Source organism: Jiangella alba (assembly GCF_900106035.1).
In the GTDB taxonomy this organism is placed as follows: Bacteria; Actinomycetota; Actinomycetes; order Jiangellales; family Jiangellaceae; genus Jiangella; species Jiangella alba.
The window spans coordinates 2,232,735-2,250,115 of record NZ_FNUC01000003.1; the positions used below are offsets into that span (position 1 = coordinate 2,232,735).

General features: G+C 74.1%; 18 protein-coding genes. 9 read left to right on the forward strand and 9 right to left on the reverse strand.

Annotation, left to right across the window (positions count from 1 at the left end; translation table 11 throughout):
- Positions 1 to 5 precede the first annotated feature (5 nt).
- Positions 6 to 1,220, forward strand: a complete 1,215-nt coding sequence (locus BLV02_RS12675) for an MFS transporter (RefSeq protein WP_069115034.1) — start codon at positions 6 to 8, stop codon at positions 1,218 to 1,220.
- Between the two features lie 30 nt (positions 1,221 to 1,250).
- Here the strand turns inward: BLV02_RS12675 and BLV02_RS12680 are convergent, their stop codons facing one another.
- Positions 1,251 to 1,826: an SH3 domain-containing protein gene (locus BLV02_RS12680; RefSeq protein ID WP_069115033.1), complete on the reverse strand. Its 576-nt coding sequence runs from the start codon at positions 1,824 to 1,826 to the stop codon at positions 1,251 to 1,253.
- Positions 1,827 to 2,348: 522 nt separating this feature from the next.
- Between BLV02_RS12680 and BLV02_RS12685 the strand changes: the two genes are divergently transcribed.
- Together BLV02_RS12685 and BLV02_RS12690 are read left to right on the forward strand one after the other, a co-directional pair.
- Positions 2,349 to 2,690, forward strand: a complete 342-nt coding sequence (locus tag BLV02_RS12685) for an ArsR/SmtB family transcription factor (RefSeq protein ID WP_069115032.1) — start codon at positions 2,349 to 2,351, stop codon at positions 2,688 to 2,690.
- Positions 2,687 to 3,160 carry an SRPBCC domain-containing protein gene (locus BLV02_RS12690; protein WP_069115031.1) on the forward strand — a complete coding sequence of 158 codons (474 nt, stop codon included), beginning with the start codon at positions 2,687 to 2,689 and terminating at the stop codon, positions 3,158 to 3,160. Before BLV02_RS12685 ends, BLV02_RS12690 begins: the two co-directional genes overlap by 4 nt.
- On the opposite strand, the gene BLV02_RS12695 is transcribed toward BLV02_RS12690, so the two are convergent.
- The 5 genes from BLV02_RS12695 to BLV02_RS12715 form a co-directional block, all read right to left on the reverse strand.
- Positions 3,151 to 4,350: an MFS transporter gene (locus tag BLV02_RS12695; RefSeq protein WP_216094605.1), complete on the reverse strand. Its 1,200-nt coding sequence runs from the start codon at positions 4,348 to 4,350 to the stop codon at positions 3,151 to 3,153. The two genes, BLV02_RS12690 and BLV02_RS12695, sit on opposite strands and share 10 nt — an antisense overlap.
- A gap of 11 nt (positions 4,351 to 4,361) precedes the next feature.
- Positions 4,362 to 5,762 carry an MFS transporter gene (locus BLV02_RS12700; RefSeq protein ID WP_069115030.1) on the reverse strand — a complete coding sequence of 467 codons (1,401 nt, stop codon included), beginning with the start codon at positions 5,760 to 5,762 and terminating at the stop codon, positions 4,362 to 4,364.
- An 81-nt stretch (positions 5,763 to 5,843) separates the two neighbouring features.
- Entirely contained in the window at positions 5,844 to 7,058 is a 1,215-nt protein-coding gene (locus BLV02_RS12705) for an RNA polymerase sigma factor (protein WP_069115029.1), read from the reverse strand.
- Positions 7,055 to 7,390: a YciI family protein gene (locus BLV02_RS12710; protein WP_069115028.1), complete on the reverse strand. Its 336-nt coding sequence runs from the start codon at positions 7,388 to 7,390 to the stop codon at positions 7,055 to 7,057. The genes BLV02_RS12705 and BLV02_RS12710 overlap by 4 nt, the downstream gene beginning before the upstream one ends.
- A gap of 40 nt (positions 7,391 to 7,430) precedes the next feature.
- Positions 7,431 to 7,895 carry a nitroreductase family deazaflavin-dependent oxidoreductase gene (locus tag BLV02_RS12715; RefSeq protein ID WP_069115027.1) on the reverse strand — a complete coding sequence of 155 codons (465 nt, stop codon included), beginning with the start codon at positions 7,893 to 7,895 and terminating at the stop codon, positions 7,431 to 7,433.
- A gap of 98 nt (positions 7,896 to 7,993) precedes the next feature.
- On the opposite strand from BLV02_RS12715, the gene BLV02_RS12720 reads away from it, so the two are divergent.
- From BLV02_RS12720 to BLV02_RS12745, 6 genes are all read left to right on the forward strand, one after another.
- On the forward strand, positions 7,994 to 8,881 hold the full coding sequence (locus BLV02_RS12720; protein ID WP_069115026.1) for an AAA family ATPase: 888 nt from the start codon (positions 7,994 to 7,996) through the stop codon (positions 8,879 to 8,881).
- The gene (locus BLV02_RS12725; RefSeq protein ID WP_069115025.1) at positions 8,878 to 10,029 is read left to right on the forward strand and encodes a vWA domain-containing protein; all 1,152 of its coding nucleotides are present in this window, start codon (positions 8,878 to 8,880) and stop codon (positions 10,027 to 10,029) included. The genes BLV02_RS12720 and BLV02_RS12725 overlap by 4 nt, the downstream gene beginning before the upstream one ends.
- On the forward strand, positions 10,022 to 11,128 hold the full coding sequence (locus tag BLV02_RS12730) for an XdhC family protein (protein ID WP_425432577.1): 1,107 nt from the start codon (positions 10,022 to 10,024) through the stop codon (positions 11,126 to 11,128). The genes BLV02_RS12725 and BLV02_RS12730 overlap by 8 nt, the downstream gene beginning before the upstream one ends.
- A complete protein-coding gene (locus tag BLV02_RS12735; protein ID WP_069115024.1) occupies positions 11,118 to 11,681 on the forward strand; it encodes a nucleotidyltransferase family protein in 564 nt (187 codons plus the stop codon). Before BLV02_RS12730 ends, BLV02_RS12735 begins: the two co-directional genes overlap by 11 nt.
- Before the next feature lie 77 nt (positions 11,682 to 11,758).
- Positions 11,759 to 13,075, forward strand: coding sequence for an AAA family ATPase (locus BLV02_RS12740; protein WP_069115023.1), 1,317 nt, complete (start codon positions 11,759 to 11,761; stop codon positions 13,073 to 13,075).
- 73 nt (positions 13,076 to 13,148) lie between these two features.
- Entirely contained in the window at positions 13,149 to 13,658 is a 510-nt protein-coding gene (locus BLV02_RS12745; RefSeq protein WP_083289230.1) for an RloB family protein, read from the forward strand.
- Between the two features lie 5 nt (positions 13,659 to 13,663).
- On the opposite strand, the gene BLV02_RS12750 is transcribed toward BLV02_RS12745, so the two are convergent.
- Genes BLV02_RS12750 through BLV02_RS12760 form a run of 3 tightly spaced genes read right to left on the reverse strand, consistent with a single transcriptional unit; the run spans position 13,664 to position 17,363 of the window.
- Positions 13,664 to 15,070: a YlbE family protein gene (locus BLV02_RS12750; RefSeq protein WP_069115022.1), complete on the reverse strand. Its 1,407-nt coding sequence runs from the start codon at positions 15,068 to 15,070 to the stop codon at positions 13,664 to 13,666.
- The gene (locus BLV02_RS12755) at positions 15,067 to 16,497 is read right to left on the reverse strand and encodes an AllF/FdrA family protein (protein WP_216094603.1); all 1,431 of its coding nucleotides are present in this window, start codon (positions 16,495 to 16,497) and stop codon (positions 15,067 to 15,069) included. The genes BLV02_RS12750 and BLV02_RS12755 overlap by 4 nt, the downstream gene beginning before the upstream one ends.
- Positions 16,494 to 17,363, reverse strand: a complete 870-nt coding sequence (locus BLV02_RS12760) for an oxamate carbamoyltransferase subunit AllH family protein (RefSeq protein WP_069115021.1) — start codon at positions 17,361 to 17,363, stop codon at positions 16,494 to 16,496. The genes BLV02_RS12755 and BLV02_RS12760 overlap by 4 nt, the downstream gene beginning before the upstream one ends.
- Between the last annotated feature and the right edge of the window lie 18 nt (positions 17,364 to 17,381).

Sequence of the window (17,381 nt, forward strand, 5' to 3'; positions counted from 1 at the left end):
GAACGATGACCGAACCGGGTGAGCTGCGCGCCGGCCAGACCCGCAACCTGGTGCTGGCGACCGTCGCGTTCGCGGTCAGCTTCTGGGCCTGGAACATGGTCGCGCCGCTCGGCGTGCGCTACACCGGCGACCTCGGGCTGTCCTCGGGGGAGAAGTCGCTGCTGGTGGCGACGCCGGTGCTGGTCGGCTCGGTCGGCCGGATCCTCGCCGGCGCGCTCACCGACCGCCTCGGCGGCCGGCTGATGTTCCCCGTCCTGATGGTGCTGTCGGCGCCGTTCGTGGTGCTCGTCGCGGTGGCCGGCGAGGCGGAGTCGTACGGCCTGCTGTTGCTGTTCGGGTTCTTCCTCGGCATCGCGGGGACGACGTTCGCCGTCGGCATCCCGTTCGTCAACGCCTGGTACGAGAAGTCCCGGCGCGGCTTCGCGACCGGCGTGTTCGGCGCCGGGATGGGCGGCACGGCGCTGTCGGCGTTCTTCACGCCGCGGTTCGTCGACTGGTTCGGCTACGTGGCGACGCACGTCATCGTCGCGGTGGCGCTGGTGGCGACGGCGGCGATCTGCTGGATGCTCATGCGCGACTCGCCGGCGTGGGCGCCGAACACCGCGCCGGTGCTGCCGAAGCTGCGCGCGGCCGGCCGGCTGCCGGTGACGTGGCAGATGTCGTTCCTGTACGCCGTGGCGTTCGGCGGGTTCGTCGCGTTCTCCACCTACCTGCCGACGTACCTCAAGGACATCTACGACTTCGACCTGACGGCGGCCGGCACCCGCACCGCGGGCTTCGCGCTGGCCGCCGTCGTCGCCCGGCCCATCGGCGGTGTGCTGTCCGACCGCATCGGGCCGCGGACGGTCGTCGCGATCTCGCTGGCCGGGACCGCCGTGCTGGCGATCGTCGTCGCGTTCCAGCCGCCGATCGAGGTGCCGGCCGGCGTCGCGTTCGTCCTGCTCGCGTTCTTCCTCGGCCTCGGCACCGGCGGCGTGTTCGCGTGGGTGGCGAAGCTGGCCCCGCCGGAGAAGGTCGGCACCGTGACGGGTGTGGTCGGCGCGGCCGGCGGGCTCGGCGGGTTCTTCCCGCCGCTGGTCATGGGCGCGACGTACGGGGTGCTGCTGGACGGCTACGGCGTCGGGCTGACGCTGCTGGCGATCACCGCGGCCGGCGCGCTGGCGTTCACGCTGCTCGGGGTGAAGCCGCGGACGGCGACGGCGCCGCCCCGGTTGTCGTGAGGGCGGCGCCGTCGTCTTCCCTGGGAGGGCTCAGCAGTACGGCGGGGCCGCACCCACGTTCGTCACGTAGCGGGCGGACACCCACTGGCCGCCGCCGTCACCGGTCAGCTGGTACCAGCGCCGGTTGCCGTCGACGCTCTGCGCGTCGACCTTGCAGACGATGGACATGCGCGCGCCGCGCGGGATGGAGCTGACCTTCGCGTTGGCCGTCGAGGGCCCGCTGCGCACCGCCAGCGCCGTCGACGACGACACCCGGCCGGTGTACTCGTGGCCGTCGCCGCAGAAGCGTGGCGCGGCGCCGACGTTGGCGACGTAGCGGGCGCTCACCCAGCGGCCGTTCGCCAGCTTGTACCAGAGGCTGTTGCCGCTGACCGCCGGGCCGTACACCTTGCACTGGATGGTGATGGTCGCGCCCTTCGCGTACGACCCCACCTTGGCCGACGAGGACGTCGGGGCGCTGCGCACGTTGACGCCCTCGGTGACGCGGCCCTTGTAGGTCGTCGTGGCGGCGTCGGCCGCCGTGCTGGTCGCGAGCAGGCCGAGCGGAACGATCGTGGCCGTCGCGAGCGCGATCGCCGCCCGCCGGAGCCGTTGCCGGATGATCATGATGGACCTCCTGACTGCCGTCCCGGACGGTGCGACCGGGTATCGGCTCTCACCATCAATCACTCCTCAGCGTGCCCGCCGGTTGCACGGCGCGGGGGAGTTTCTCGCCGAAACGGGTCTCGTATCGACGCAGGTCAGCGGACGGACCGTTACGTAGTGCGACAAGACGGTCACGCTCGGCTACCATGGATGCAACGGGGGCCGCTCCGCCTCTTGCCCCCCAACTGGCGGAGCGGCCTTCTCGTGCGTCCGGGCCTGGTAGGGACGGATCGGCGGCGGTGTGACCGTGGTGACCGGCGCCGCACAGGTCGGTCACAGTGAGCTGCCAACGATCGCTGAGCCCGCAGCCGCCCAACGTCGGGAGCATCGTCACGGTCACGGACCCCGCATGGATCGCCTACCCGCCGCCGATCCGGCCCGTGCACGTAAGACGCGCCAGGGTGGCGGGTGGTTCACACGATCGCTTGACTTTTCTTGGCGGATTTCATACTTTCCTGTGTAGTTAATTAACGGGAGGGGAAAATGACGGTCGAGACCGAGTCGCTCACGGCGACGTTCACCGCGCTGGCCGACCCGACGCGACGCGCCATCCTGGCCCGGCTGACCCGTGGCGAGGCCACCGTCGGCGAGCTGGCCGAGCCGTTCGACGTCTCGCTGCCGGCCATCTCGAAGCACGTGAAGGTGCTGCAGAAGGCCGGGCTGATCGAGCAGACCCGGCGGGCGCAGTGGCGCTCGTGCCGGCTGCGCCCGGAACCGCTGCGCGACGTCGTCACCTGGATGGAGCAGTACCGCGCGTTCCTGGGCGACAGCTTCGACCGGCTGGACCACTACCTCACGGACCTGCAGAAGGGAGAACGGCCATGACCCGACGCGAGCTGGGCGACGCGGCCACCACCGTCGTCGCCGAGGGATCGGACCTGCTCATCGAGCGGGTGTTCGCCGCGCCGCGGGAGCTGGTGTGGACCGCCATGACGACGGCGGAGCACCTGGCCCGCTGGATCGGCCCGCACGGCACCACCACCGAGGTGGTCGAGCTGGACCTGCGCCCCGGCGGCCGCTGGAAGTGGATCAACGGCGAGGTCGCCTTCCTGGGCGAGTACCTCGAGGTCGACCCGCCGAAGCGGCTGGTCCGCACGACGGCGCCGGAGCAGGGGCCGCCCGGCCCGCCCGCCGTCGAGACCATCACGTTCGAGGAGGTCGACGGCGGCACCCGGGTGCACTGGCTGACCACGTTCCCGTCGCCGGACGTGCTCGACTTCGCCGTCTCCACGGGCATGGCCATGGGCATCGTCGAGCAGTACGAGCGGCTGGCCGGGCTGCTGGCTCAGGGCTGACGGCGGCGCAACGCACGGGGGAGCGCGACGGCCACGGCGACGGTGGCGAGGGTGCCGCCCACGCCCGCCACGATGAACGTCACCGGCGCCGAGGTCGCGTCCAGCAGCAGGCCGCCGCCCACGTAGGACAGGCCGGCGGCCAGCCCGATCGCCCCGTAGAGGTTGCCGAACACCCGCCCGAGCAGCGCGTCCGGCGCCAGCCGCGGCAGCAGCGTGTTCGTGGCGACGTCCATGGCGGCGATGCCGAGGCCGCGCACCGCCTGCAACGCGAACGCCATCCCCACCGCCCACGCCAGCCCGGTGAGCAGGTTGCCGACGCTGCTGACGGCGAACCCGGCGACCAGCAGCCACGGCAGCGCCGCCCGCGACGACCAGCGCGCCAGCAGCGCGTACCCGGCGAACAGCCCGAGCCCGACGGCGGCCAGCAGCACCGCGGCCGCGGACGAGCCGGCGTCGAAGGTGTCGCGGGCGAGCACGACCAGTGCGACGTCGTCGATGCCGTTGAACGCGACGACGACGCAGAAGCCGAGGCCGATGATCCGCAGCGCCGGTTCCCGCCAGAGGTACCCGAGGCCGGCGCGGGCGTCGTCGAGCAGCCCGTTCCGGCCGCCGGCCGGCCCCGACGGCGGCAGCGCGGGCAGCCGGAGCAGCAGCAGCGCCGACAGCAGGAACGTCGCCGCGTCCACCAGCAAGACGCCGCGCACCCCGACCAGCGGGAACAGCGCCGCCGCGACCAGCGGCCCGGCCGCCTCGCCACCGTTCGTCGCGAGGCCGAGCGCCGAGTTGGCGGCGGCCTGCTCGCGCTGCGGCACCAGCGTGGCCACCGCGGCCCGCGACGCCGGCAGGAACACCTGCCCGGACACCGCCCGCGCCCCGGCCAGCACCAGCAGCAGCGGCAACGGCGGCAGCGCCAGCGCGATCGCGACGAGCAGCCCGGCCTGCACCAGCTCGCAGCCGATCATCACCCGGCGCCGGTCCCACCGGTCCGCTATCGCGCCGGCCAGCGGGCTGAACAGCGCCGGCGCGAGGTCGCCGACGAGCAGCAGCAGCGCCACCGCGAGCGCCTGGCCGGCGGTCTCGGCCACGTGCAGCATCAGCGCGACCAGGCTCAGCGAGTCGCCGAGGAAGGAGATGGTCCGCGCCGCGAACAACGACCGGAACGCGGGATCGCGACGCAGGGGGCCGGCCACGACGACGAGCGTCAGGCATCGGCCGCCGCCGCGCAACCGGATTTGCGGCCGAATCCGGCCACCGCCGCGACGACTCCGAGCACGGCCAGGACGGCGACGAACCCGAACGCCGCGCGGAACCCGTCCAGCCCGGACCCGGACACCAGCACCGCCGCCACGACGGCGACGCCGGCCGCGCCGCCCAGTTCGCGCGACGTCTCGACCAGCCCGGACGCCAGCCCGGCGGCCGGCTGCGACACCCCGGTCAGCGCACCGATCTGCACCGCCGGCCCGCACAGCCCGAACCCGACACCGGCCAGCAGGAACGCGGGCAGCAGGTCGGTCGCGTACCCGGCGTCCGCGGGCACCCGCGCCAGCCACACCGCCCCGACGGCGAGCAGCGTCAGGCCGAGGACCAGCGACGCCCGCACGCCGGCCCGGGTGACCAGCCGCCCGCCGGCCATCGCCACGACGACGATGGTCACGGTCGTGGCCAGCCAGGCCAGCCCCGTCGCCACCGGCGAGTAGCCGAGCACCTGCTGCATCAGCAGCGAGCCGATGAAGATGAAGGCCATCAGCGCGCCGAAGGCCAGGACGCCGGTGACGTTCGCGGCGACCAGCGACCGGTTGCGCAGCATCGGCAGCGGCAGCAGCGGGTCGGCGCTGCGACGCTCGATGCGCACGAAGACCGCGAGTAGCGCGGCGGCGGCCGCGAACAGCGCCAGCGTCGTCCCGGCCAGCCAGCCGTGGCCGGTGGCGTGGTGCAGGGTGTAGGCGAGCAGCAGCAGGGCGGTCGTGGCCGTGACCGCGCCGGCGACGTCGAACCGGCCGGCGCGCTTCTCGGGCCGGTCGGCCACGAGGAACGCCGTGGCCAGCCCGATGAGCACCAGACCGGCCGGGACGTTGATCAGGAACGCCCAGCGCCAGCCGGGGCCGCCGGTCAGCAGGCCGCTCAGCACCACCCCGGCCGCGCCGGCCGCGCCGTCGACGGCGCCGACCACCGCGAGCGCGCGGTGCCGCTCGCGTCCGTCGGGGAACGTGACCGCCAGCAGCGAGAGGGCCGCGGGCACGAGCAGCGCGGCGCCGAGCCCCTGCGCGCCGCGGGCCGCGATCAGCAGGCCGGGGGCGTGGGCGGCGCCCGCGGCCAGGGACGCACCGGCGAACACGGCGAGTCCGGTGACGAGCAGCCGGCGGCGGCCCAGCCGGTCGGCCAGCCGGCCGCCGAGCAGCAGGAATCCGCCGAGCAGCAGGCCGTAGGCGACGACCACCCACTGCAGGGCGGCGTAACCGGTGCCGAGGTCGCGCTGGATGGACGGCAGCGCCACGTTCACGATCGCGGTGTCCAGGCCCACCATCGACGTGGCGGCGCAGGTGAGCGCCAGCACCAGCCGTGGCCGGGTGGCGGCCGGTGAGAGCGTTGTGGTGTGCAGCATCGTCGGTCCTTCGTCAGGGGAGTCGGTCGCCCCACCGACGAAGGAACCGGCCGCGGATCGACATCCGTGGCGAAGAAATTCTCAGAGCGCGTTCAACCGGCCGGTCAGGTACCGGCGGTCGGCCTCGGACGGCGCCAGCCGCAACGCCTCCTCGTACGCCGCCCGCGCCTCGGACCGGCGGCCGTCGCGGCGCAGCAGGTCGGCCCTGGTGGCGGGCAGCAGGTGGTAGCCGTCGAGCCGGCCGGACGCCGCCAGGTCGTCCACGAGCGCGAGCCCGGCCGCGATGCCGTCGGCCATCGCCACCGCCACCGCCCGGTTCAGCTCCACCACCGGCGACGGCGCCAGCCGGGCCAGCTCGGCGTAGAGGGCGGCGATCTGCGGCCAGTCGGTGCCGGCGGCGTCCGGCGCGGTGGCGTGGCAGGCGGCGATGGCGGCCTGCAGCTGGTACGGCCCGCGGCGGCGCAGCGCGATGGCGTCGTCGAGCACGGCGACGCCCTCGTCGATCAGCGCGTGGTCCCACCGGGACCGGTCCTGGCGCTCCAGCGGCACGAGGACGCCGTCGTCGACGCGGGTCGCCCGGCGGGCCTCGTGCAGCAGCATGAGCGCCAGCAGGCCGCACGGCTCCGGCTCGGCGGGCAGCAGCCGGGCCAGCACGCGGGCGAGGTGGATGGCCTCGGCGGCCAGCGCCCGGCGGCCGTCGCGCTCGTCGTAGCCCTCGTTGAAGATCAGGTAGAGCACGGCCAGCACCGCCGCGAGCCGTTCCGGCAGCAGCTCGGCCGGCGGCACGCGGTACGGGATGCCGGCCTCGGCGATCTTGCGCTTGGCCCGGACGATGCGCTGCGCCATGGCGGGCTCGGCGGTGAGGAACGCCCGGGCGATCTCGGCCGTGCTCAGCCCGGCCAGCGTCCGCAGCGTCAGCGCGACCCTGGCCTCGAACGGCAGCGCCGGATGGCAGCAGGTGAAGATCAGCCGCAGCCGCTCGTCCGGGATCTCCTCGGCGGACGACTCGGCCGGCTCTCGCGCCAGCACCGCCAGCTGGCGCAGCTTCGCCCGCCCGGCGGCGTCGCGGCGCAGCCGGTCGGTCGCGCGGTGCCGCGCCGTCGTCGTCAGCCAGGCGCCCGGCCGGTCCGGGACGCCGTCGCGCGGCCACGCCGTCAACGCGGCCGCGAACGCCTCCTGCGCGCAGTCCTCGGCGAGGTCCCAGTCGCGGGTCAGGCCGATCAGCGTGGCGACGACCTGGCCCCATTCCTCCCGGTACGCGGCGTCGACGGCGGCGCGGACGGCGTCGGCCGTCATTCCCAGACCGGGCGGATCTCGACGCCGCCCCACTGGGCGTTGGGATGGCCGGCCGCGATGGCGATGGCCTCGTCGAGATCGGCGCACTCGATGAGCACCACGCCGCCGACGAAGTCCTTGGTCTCGGCGAACGGTCCGTCGGACACCAGCGTCTCGCCCTTGCGGACCCGCACCGTGGTGGCGGACGCGACCGGCCGCAACCGCACGCCGAGCCGTTCGGCGTCGCGTCGTCGCAGGTCGGCCTCCCACGTCTGGTGGACCGGGTCGGCCTCCATCTCGGCCATGCTCGGCGAGATGGTTTCGTCGTCACAGATCAGCAGCACGTATTTCATGCGCCGAGTCTGGCACCCACCGCCGACAGTGTGGACGCGATCAGCGCGGCGTGAGGCGGACGACCGGGTACTGGCGCTCGCTCTTCTTCTGGTACTTCGCGAACCGCGGGTTGGCGGCGACGATGCGCTGCCACGCCTCGTCGCGGTCGGCGCCGTCCAGCGTGTGCGGGGTGACCGGGTGCGCCTCCTCGCCAGGCAGCTCGACCGCGGCGCGGTCCGGGTGCGCCGTCAGGTTGAGGTACCAGTTCGGGTCGCCGCTGCCGCCGCCGGACGCGACGACCAGCCGGCCGCCGTCGCCGTCGTACCAGGCGACCGGCGTCTCGAACGGCTGCCCGGACCGGCGCCCCGCGGTGTGCAGGATCAGCATGTCCATGCCCATCATCCGGGCCGTGCCCTTCCGGCGGATCTTGCCGACCGTCCTGGTGTTCATCCGCCGCTGGAACCACAGCGACAACCGGCCGGGGGAGCCCTTCTTGCGGGTCTGGTCAGACGTCTCGTTGTCCATGCTCGTCACGCTAGAAGCGACCACGCCGGAGCCGCTTCTCGATTCCTGACCGATCCGGCCGCCAGCGCGCGGCGGCCGCGTCGGCGTAGCGTGGGGTCATGGCGGACATCGACAGCGCCGCGACCACGCCCGGCGAACTGGCCGGGCGGCTCGACGCCGCGGGGTATCTGGCCGACGACGGGCTGGCGACGGCCGCGTTCCTGGCCCTGCGCATGGGCCGGCCGCTGTTCCTCGAGGGCGAGGCCGGTGTCGGCAAGACGTCGCTCGCGCAGGCGCTGGCCCAGGTGCTCGACGCCCCGCTCATCCGGCTGCAGTGCTACGAGGGCGTCGACGCCGCGCAGGCGCTGTACGACTGGGACTTCCCGCGTCAGCTGCTGCACCTGCGCGCCGCCGAGGCGGCCGGCGTCACCGACGTCGACCGCCTCGAGCACGAGCTGTACGACCGCCGCTTCCTGCTGGCCCGGCCGCTGCTGCGGGCGCTCGAGACGACGCCGTCGGTGCTGCTGGTCGACGAGATCGACCGCGCCGACGACGAGTTCGAGGCGTTCCTGCTCGAGGTGCTGTCCGACTTCACCATCTCCATCCCCGAACTGGGCACCGTCCGCGCCGAGCGGCCGCCGGTCGTCGTCGTCACCAGCAACCGCACCCGCGAGGTGCACGACGCGCTGAAACGGCGCTGCCTCTACCACTGGCTGGCGCATCCGACGCTCGAGCGCGAGGTCGCGGTCATCCGGCGGCACCTCCCGGACGTCAGCGCGCGGCTGGCCGACGACGTCGCCCGCGCGGTGCAGCGGCTGCGCGCCGCCGGCCTGCTGAAGCCGCCCGGCCTGGCCGAGTCGATCGACTGGGTCACGGCGCTGACGGCGCTCGGCGCCACCGAGCTGTCGGCCGACCTCGCCACCCGCACGCTGGGCGCGGTGCTCAAGTACCAGGAGGACACCGAGCGCATCATGGGCGAGGTCGCGGAGCTGGCCGGCCGGCCATGAGCATCGAGGTCGACGCCGAGGTGGCCGGGTTCGCCCGGCGGCTGGCCGCGGCCGGCGTCGACGTCCCGCCCACGCGGGTGCACGCCATGCTCGAGGCGCTGGACGTGCTCGGCGCCGGCTCGCTGCGGTCGGTGTACTGGGCCGGCCGGGTCACGCTGTGCGGGTCGCCCGAGGACGTCGAGCGGTACGACCGCGTGTTCGCCGCGCACTTCGGCGGCCGCCCGGACCGCCCGCCGCGTCGCGTCACCGTCCCGCCGGTCACCCGCATGATCGCACTGCCAGACGACCCCGGTTCCGGCGGTGACCGCGACGGCGATCCCGACCACGAGCGGCAGCGTATCGCCACCGCCAGCCGGGTCGAGGTGCTGCGGCACCGCGACGTGTCCACGCTGAGCCCGGCCGACCGCGCCGAGGTCGACCGCTACGTCAGCACGCTGGTTCCGGCCGCGCCCGACCGCACCACCCGCAGGCTGCGCCCGTCGCCGTCCGGGCCGGTCGACGCCCGCCGCACCGTGCGCAGCATGCTGCGCCACGGCGGCGAGCCGGTCGACCTGCGGCGGCACCGGCACGGGCGCCGGCAGCGGCGGCTGGTGTTCCTCGTCGACGTCAGCGGGTCCATGGCGCCGTACGCCGAGACGCTGCTGCGCTTCGCCCACGCCGCCTGCCGCGTCCGTCCCGGCACCGAGGTGTTCACCGTCGGCACCCGGCTCACCCGCGTGACCCGTGAGCTGCGTCGCCGCGACCCGGCGGCCGCGCTGGCGGCGGCGTCGGCGGCCATCGACGACTGGAGCGGAGGCACCCGGCTGGGCGACGAGCTGAAGGAGTTCCTGGACCGCTGGGGGCAGCGCGGCACCGCCCGCGGCGCCGTCGTGGTCATCGGCAGCGACGGCTGGGAGCGCGGCGACCCGGCGCTGCTGGCCGGTCAGATGGCCCGGCTGGCGCGGCTGGCCCGGCGCGTCGTGTGGGTCAACCCGCACCGTGGATATCAAGGATACAGTCCTAGTACGGGTGGCATGCGCGCAGCGCTTCCGTACGTCGACCGGCTCGTCGCCGGCCACTCGCTGGGCGCGATGGAGGAGCTGGCCGGTCTGCTCGGCGGACGCGAACCGGCCCGGAGGGGTGGTGACCGTGCAGGAAGTGATGCGTGAGTTGGTGACGGCGGTCGGCGACGGCGAGCGGGCCGGGCTGGTCACCGTCGTCAGCACGTTCCAGTCCGCGCCGCGCCAGCCCGGCGCCTCGATGGCCGTCACCGCGTCCGGCGAGGCGGTCGGGAGCGTGTCCGGCGGCTGCATCGAGGGCGCCGTGTACGAACTGGCGCAGGAGGTCATGGCCGGCCGGCCGCCGGTCCTGCAGCGCTACGGCGTCAGCGACGACGACGCGTTCGCGGTCGGGCTGACCTGCGGCGGCATCATCGACGTGTTCGTCGAGGCGGTCGATCGCTCGACCTTCCCGGTGCTGGCCGACGTCGCGGCGAGCATCGACGGCGCCGAGCCGGTCGCCGTCGCCACCGTCGTCGCCGGTCCGGGTCCGGCCGGCGCCCACCTCGTCGTCTGGCCCGACCGCGTCGCCGGGTCGCTGGGCAGCGCGCGGCTCGACGACGCCGTCGCCGACGACGCCCGCGGCATGCTCGACCAGGGCCAGACGGGCATCCGCCGCTACGGCGCCTCGGGCGAGCGCCGGCTCGACGACCTGCAGGTGTTCGTCCAGTCGTTCGCGCCGCGGCCGCGCATGCTGGTGTTCGGCGCCATCGACTTCGCCGCCGCGCTGGTGCGGGTCGGCCGGTTCCTCGGCTACCACGTCACGGTGTGCGACGCGCGGCCGGTGTTCGCGACGCCGCGGCGCTTCCCCGACGCCGACGAGGTCGTGGTCAAGTGGCCGCACGACTACCTCGCATCGACGACCGTCGATGCCCGCACCGTCATCTGCGTGCTCACCCACGACCCCAAGTTCGACGTGCCGCTGCTGGCCGCCGCGGTCCGTACGCCGGCCGCGTACATCGGGGTCATGGGGTCGCGGCGCACCCACGACGACCGGCTGGCCCGGCTGCGCGCGGAAGGGCTGGCCGAGGACGAGCTGGCCCGGCTGGCGTCGCCGCTGGGCCTCGACCTCGGCGCCCGCACGCCCGAGGAGACCGCGGTGTCGATCGCCGCCGAGATCATCGCGGCGCGCTGGGGCGGCTCCGGCCGGCGGCTGAGCGACACCAGCGGGCCGATCCACCGCGAGCACCTCGCCGCCGATGCCGTCTGACGTCGCCGGGCTGGTCCTCGCCGCGGGGTCGGGCTCCCGGTACGGCGGGCCGAAGGCGCTGGTCGAGTACGAGGGGTCGCGGCTGGTCGACCGCGCGGTCGCGCTGCTCGCCGGTGGCGGCTGCGCACCGGTGGCCGTCGTGTCCGGCGCGGTGCCGCTGACCGTGCCGGGCGCGGTCGTCGTGCACAACCCCGACTGGGCCACCGGCATGGGGTCGTCGCTGCGGGCCGGGCTGCGCGCGCTCAGCTGGGCGCCCGCCGAGGCCGTGGTCGTCGCCCTCGTCGACCAGCCGTGGGTCGGCGTCGAGGCCGTCACGCGGCTGCGCGCCGCCTGGGCGGCGGGCGGCGTGTCGGTCGCGGTGGCCACCTACGACGGCCGCCGCGGCAACCCCGTCCTGCTGGCCCGCCCGGTGTGGGCCGACGTCGCCGCCCTCGCCACCGGTGACGCCGGCGCCCGCCCGTTCATGCGGGCGCACCCCGACCTCGTCACCCTCGTCGACTGCACCGGCACCGGCTCGTCCGCCGACGTCGACGTCCCCGCCGACCTGCGCTAGGAGCTCCTTTGCGAGAGGAGAAGTCGAGTTCTGTGCGGTTTACTTGCACAGAAGGGCTTGAAACCTGCGGAGGAGCCATGCTCAGGAGCTTTCGGGTCGCGAATCACCGGTCGATCCGCGACGAGCAGGAGTTGGTGCTACTCCCTGCCTACGACAAGCCGCGAGAGGTGGTGCCGGTCGCCGCCATCTTCGGAGCGAACGCCGGGGGGAAGACCACTGTTCTGGATGCTCTCGGCTTCCTTCAGCGGATCGTCCGCGATTCCTATCGGACCTGGGAGCCAGGCAGCGCGATCCCGCGTAGCCCGTTCCTCCTCGATCCGGCGCGCAGCTTGGAGCCCTCGACCTACGCCGTGGATCTTGTGCTCTGCTCGGTCCGGTACGTCTATGGGATTTCCATCGATGACCGGGTGGTTCGCGACGAATGGCTGTACCGGTTCCCACATGGGCGCAAGCAAGTGGTCTTCGAGCGCGACGGCCATGAGATCCGGCTCGGCTTCACCGTGTCGGACTATCGCGGCCGCCAACGATTCCTGAACGAGGTCACCCGAGGGAATGCCAGCGCGCTGGGCGCGGGCGCGATGATCGACCTGACGGAGGTCGAGCCTGTCTACGACTGGTTCCGGCGTCGGTTGCGGGTTCATACGCAGCCAGCGGGAACCACCTCGGCGGCCGCGGAGGCCAGCAGGCTGCTGAGGACCGAAGGCACGGACAGGGACCGATTGGTCGAGATGCTACGAGCAGCCGATCTCGGCATCACGGACCTACAACTGGAACGGGCGCTACACGGCAAGGACGCTGAACACATGACGGCCGGGCTGGACGAGCTCATGAGCGCCGACGAATCGGAGCCCTACGTACGTTGGCCGAATAACGCGCGGGTACGCGAGCTCCTTCTCAGTAGGGGTTGGTCCTGTGGATACGAGCTGAGATTCGTTCACGGGCAGAGTGGTGTGGCCCTGTCCGCAGAAGACCAGTCGGCGGGGACACTGGCGTGGCTCGGCATGCTGGTGGCGGCTCTTGACGCACTGACCATGGGCGGAGTCCTCTGCGTCGATGAGATCGACGCCAGCCTGCATCCGCGGCTGACCGCCCAGCTGGTGAGCATGTTCAAGGACGAGGAAGCCAACCCGAAGTCCGCGCAGCTCGTCTTCACGACCCATGACGCCTCGCTTCTGGGCACGTCGATGGGTGGCGAGGTGCTCGCCCGCGATGAGGTGTGGTTCGTCGAGAAGGACCGCGACGGCGCGACGACGTTGTTCCCGCTGACCGATTTCAAGCCTCGTCAGCACGAGAACACCGAGCGCCGTTACCTCGGCGGCAGTTACGGCGCCGTCCCCATCGTGTCCGACGACGACCTGCGTCACGCCTTGGCCGCGCGGGCGGAGAGCGATTGATGGCGCGCGACTCTCGGCGCGAAATGCCGCACAACAGACGGCAACCGTTCCGTGAGCCTCGAACGCGCATCTGGTGCTGTGCTGCGGCAAGCGCACCGAGCCCGAGTACTTCAAAGGTCTTGTCGGCCACGTACGTAAGCCGAGCGTCGCGGTCAAGGTGCGAACCGGTAGCTCCGATCCGTCCGGACTCGTCGGGCAGGCGAAGGTGTTCCTCGACTCCGACAACTTCGATCAGGTGTGGTGCGTCGTCGACGTCGATGAATTCGACATCGTGCGAGCTGTCGCGGCGGTCCGATCTGAGCCGAGGATCCGGCTCGCGGTCTCGAACACCTGCTTCGAGCTGTGGCTGCTGCTGCACTTCCAGGACCACACGGCATTCCTGACGACCTGCGACAAGGCGGCCAAGCTGCTGAGGCATCACGTCCCCGGCTATGAGAAGTCCGTGGTGTTCCGCAGGTATTCGCCGGGCCTCAGCGACGCGATCGAACGGGCGCGGAAGCTCGGCGGCACCGACGACGAGCACCCGAATCCGTCGACCGGTGTGTGGCGGCTGGTGGAACGCATCAAGAACGAAGGCAGCTGACCGCGCTACCCCGAGAGCGGGGGAGCGGCGGCCGCCAGCGCGGACAGCGCCGCGGTGAAGCAGTCCATCGGCGGCTGGACGAGGCCGGCGCCGACCTGGCCGGTGCCGGCGACCCGGCCGGCGATGCCGGTGTTGATCTGCGGCAGCACCCCCGTGCGCGTCACCAGCGTGACGTCGATGCCGGTGGGCGCGCCGCGGAACTCCAGGATCGGGATGGCGTACGCCGGGTTCTCGCCGAGGGTGATCTCGTACATCAGCCGGCTGGTCGCGAGCGCGTCCGGCACCGACCCGCCGACGAAGCGGACGATGGCGGGTGCGGCGGCCATGGCGAACCCGCCAAGCCCCATCGTCTCGGTGATCGCGGAGTCGCCGATGTCGGGGTTCGCGTCGTCGGGGCCGTAGGCGCCCAGGTACAGCCCGGACGGGGTGTTGGCCGGCGCGGTGAACCAGGCGGCGCCGGTGCCGGACACCTGGATGCCGAAGTCGGTGCCGTTGCGGGCCATGGCGGTGACGACGGTGCAGCCGGGGAGGTCCGCGGCGGCCGCCGTCTGCAGCTTCCCGGCCGGCATGACGAGGTTGAGGAAGAAGTGGTCGTTCCCGCCGATGAACGCCGCCACGTCCGCGACGTCGGACGACGGGGCGCCGCCGGCGGCCAGCGCGGGCAGCAGGTCGCGCAGCAGCATGAGCGTGCCGGCGCGGTTGCGGTTGTGCCCCTCGTCGCCCATCTGGACCATCTGCGCGACGATCGCCTTGACGTCCACCGGCCCGCGCCGCCGCACGGCGGCCTGCAGCAGCGGACCCAGCACCGACGACATCCACCGCAGCCGGTCGATGACCTCCGGGCCGTACGCGCCGTAGCGCAGCACCGTCCCGAGGCCCTCGTTCAGCGAGCACCACGCCGTCCGGCCGGTCGACGGATCGCGCAGCTCGAACAGCCACATCGACGGCGACACGACCCCGGCCATCGGGCCGACGCCGCCGTGGTCGTGGCACGGCGACCATTCGACGCCGTCGCCGGCGGCCAGCAGGGCCTCGGCCGCGTCGGGCGTGGCCGCCAGGCCCTCGAACAGGGCCGCGCCGATCAGCGCGCCGCGCAGCGGCCCGGACGCCCGCTCCCAGGTGATCGGCGGCCCGGCGTGCAGGAACTGCCCCGGCTGAAGCCCGAGCACCTCGCCGGCCGGGCGGACGTCGACGAGGTCGGCGCCGGCGGCCAGCATGCGCGTGACGGCCGTGGTGTTGGCGTCGGGACGCCGCGGGTCGGCCAGCACGCGGGCGAGATCGTCGTCCGTCCCGGCGACCGGCGGCCGCCAGTCGACCGTCGTCACCGGCACCGCCTGGGCGGCCAGCGCGGCCGCGAACAGGTCGACGCCGGCGCTGACGACCCGTGGCTCGTCGCGCAGCAGGTCGGTCACCCGGCACCCCCACTGACCAGCGCGATCGCGGCGCGCGCGGCAGCCGCGTTGGACAGGTGCACCGACGCGCCCGCGTCGCGCAGCGCCCGCGCCTGCTCCTCGAGCCCCTGCGGGTCGTCGGCGGTCCCGACCAGCGCCACGACGACGGCGAGGTCGCGGCCGCGCGCCCCGGCGACGTTGCGGGCCCGGACGATCGCCGGCGCCAGCTCCGCGGCCGGGTCGGGGTGCGCGCCGTGACCCAGCACGACGTCCATCAGGACGACGCCGCAGGACGGATCGCGCGCCTCGGCCAGCAGCCGCTCGACCCGCAGCGAGTTGTCGATCATCGGGTGCGGCCGGCCGAGCGTGAACGTGTCGTCGCCGAAGTCGACGAACGTGTGCCCGCCGGGGGCGAGTGCCGCGTCGGCCAGCAGCCGCGCCTCCTCACACAGGGTGCCGCCGGCGAACAGGCCGCGGATGGACGGGTACGGGCCGGTCTCGGGCGCCGTCGACGGCCACGAGCGCGGCGGCCGCCACTCGGCCCCGGCCGCGGCGACGACGGTCTCGGCGACGGCGGTGAGGTCGGGCTGCCCGGGCCCGAGCAGCGCGAGCACGACCGGCTTGCCGAGCTTCTCGACCCGCTCGCGGACGGCGTCGGCGACCTCCGGCGCGGGCGGCTTGCTGACCACGACGACCACCTCGGTGGCGTCGTCGTCGGCCAGCAGGTCCAGCGCCGCCAGCGTCGACGCGCCGCCCACCCGCGCCGACAGGTCGCGCCCGCCGACCCCGAGGCAGTGGCTGATGCCGACGCCCGCGCCGTCGACCAGGCTGAGCAACTGCTGCGCGCCGGTGCCGGACGCCGCGACGATGCCGACCGGCCCCGGCCGCACGACGTTGGCGAACCCGAAGCCGACGCCGCCGACCACCGCCGTCCCGCAGTCGGGCCCCATGACCAGCAGGCCGCGGTCGTGCGCCTCGCGCTTGAGCCGCACCTCCTGCTCCACCGGCACGTTGTCGGAGAACACGACGACGTGCAGGCCGTGCTGCAGCGCGTCCATCGCGTCGGCGAACGCGTGCGGTCCGGGCGTCGAGACGAACGCGATGGTCCCGGCGTCGCGGCCGGCGGCCGAGCCGACGGTGCGGGGGGCCGGCGCGGCGCCGAAGCCGCCCTGGCCGGCGGACGGGCGCGCGGTCAGCGCCGCTTCCAGCCGGCCCAGCGCCCGGCCCAGCGCGGCGTCGTCGTCCGCCGTCACGCCGACGACGAGGTCGTTCGGGCTCGCGTCGGGTACGTCGAAGCCCATGCCGCCGAGGAGGTCGAGGTTGAGCTGCGTGGCCATGGCGACGAGCGCGCCGCCGACCCCGTCCTCACCCTGGATCGCCTGGCTGACCTGCATCAACGTGACTGAGTCGTGGTAGGTGCCGGTGCGCACCTCGATGTGGCGGATCACCGCGCGGCCCCCGCGAGCGCGGTCAGCGCGACCCGGACGCCCAGCTGCAGCGCCGCGCCGGACGTGTGCCCGACGGCGAGCAGCCGGCGCCCCGCCGCGTGGACGTCGCCGCGGGCCGAGCCGAGCGCGGCGAGGTACGTGCTGAGCTGCGGGACGCCCAGCCCGCGGGCGGCGTAGGGGAGGAGCCCGGCCGAGACGGCGGTGGTGCGGTGCAGCGGCCCGGCAGCCTCGACGGCGGCGGCCAGCCGCGCGGCGCCCTGGGACTCGACGGTGGCGCCGACCACCAACGCGCCGGCCAGGACGTCGTCGCCGGCCGGCGTCAGGCCGGGGCCGAGCCCCAGCATCCCGCCCGCGGCGTCGGCGAGCTCGTCGTCGTCGCCGCACAGCAACGCCAGGCCGAGCCGCCCCGCGGCCGCGACGACGGCGCCGTCCAGCCCGGGATGGTCGTCCTGCCCGGCGGCGCGGCGGCGGGCCAGCGCGACGTCGGCGACGACCGCCGGGCGCACCCGCCACCAGCGGCCCACGGTGACGACCGCGCCGTCGTCGTCGCCGATGCGCAGCTCACCGCCGCCGACCAGCGCGCGTTCGCCCGTCCGCAGCCCGGACACCGGCCACGGCGTGACCACCGCGCACGGCAGGCGCACGGCGGCCGGGCCGGTGAGGCACAGGAGCACCGGCCCGGTGCCGTGGTCGACCAGGACGGCGGTCATGGTGCGGGTCGCGGCCACGACCTCCCCGGCGAGCCGTGGACCTCCCACGAGAGCGGCGACGGCGGTGCTGGCGGCGCCCGGCAGGACCTGCCGGGACGCGTCGCCCGGCCACGGCCGGGTGGCCCGGACCCCGGTCGGGACCGTCGGTGCCGGCACTCGCGACCTCCGTTCCGT

What these genes read in the sequence shown, in the direction of transcription:
- BLV02_RS12675 (WP_069115034.1), top strand. Translation starts at nt 6, where the DNA reads ATGACCGAACCGGGTGAGCTGCGCGCCGGCCAGACCCGCAACCTGGTG.
- BLV02_RS12680 (WP_069115033.1), bottom strand. Translation starts at nt 1,826, where the DNA reads ATGATCATCCGGCAACGGCTCCGGCGGGCGGCGATCGCGCTCGCGACG.
- BLV02_RS12685 (WP_069115032.1), top strand. Translation starts at nt 2,349, where the DNA reads ATGACGGTCGAGACCGAGTCGCTCACGGCGACGTTCACCGCGCTGGCC.
- BLV02_RS12690 (WP_069115031.1), top strand. Translation starts at nt 2,687, where the DNA reads ATGACCCGACGCGAGCTGGGCGACGCGGCCACCACCGTCGTCGCCGAG.
- BLV02_RS12700 (WP_069115030.1), bottom strand. Translation starts at nt 5,762, where the DNA reads ATGCTGCACACCACAACGCTCTCACCGGCCGCCACCCGGCCACGGCTG.
- BLV02_RS12705 (WP_069115029.1), bottom strand. Translation starts at nt 7,058, where the DNA reads ATGACGGCCGACGCCGTCCGCGCCGCCGTCGACGCCGCGTACCGGGAG.
- BLV02_RS12710 (WP_069115028.1), bottom strand. Translation starts at nt 7,390, where the DNA reads ATGAAATACGTGCTGCTGATCTGTGACGACGAAACCATCTCGCCGAGC.
- BLV02_RS12715 (WP_069115027.1), bottom strand. Translation starts at nt 7,895, where the DNA reads ATGGACAACGAGACGTCTGACCAGACCCGCAAGAAGGGCTCCCCCGGC.
- BLV02_RS12720 (WP_069115026.1), top strand. Translation starts at nt 7,994, where the DNA reads ATGGCGGACATCGACAGCGCCGCGACCACGCCCGGCGAACTGGCCGGG.
- BLV02_RS12725 (WP_069115025.1), top strand. Translation starts at nt 8,878, where the DNA reads ATGAGCATCGAGGTCGACGCCGAGGTGGCCGGGTTCGCCCGGCGGCTG.
- BLV02_RS12730 (WP_425432577.1), top strand. Translation starts at nt 10,022, where the DNA reads ATGCGTGAGTTGGTGACGGCGGTCGGCGACGGCGAGCGGGCCGGGCTG.
- BLV02_RS12735 (WP_069115024.1), top strand. Translation starts at nt 11,118, where the DNA reads ATGCCGTCTGACGTCGCCGGGCTGGTCCTCGCCGCGGGGTCGGGCTCC.
- BLV02_RS12740 (WP_069115023.1), top strand. Translation starts at nt 11,759, where the DNA reads ATGCTCAGGAGCTTTCGGGTCGCGAATCACCGGTCGATCCGCGACGAG.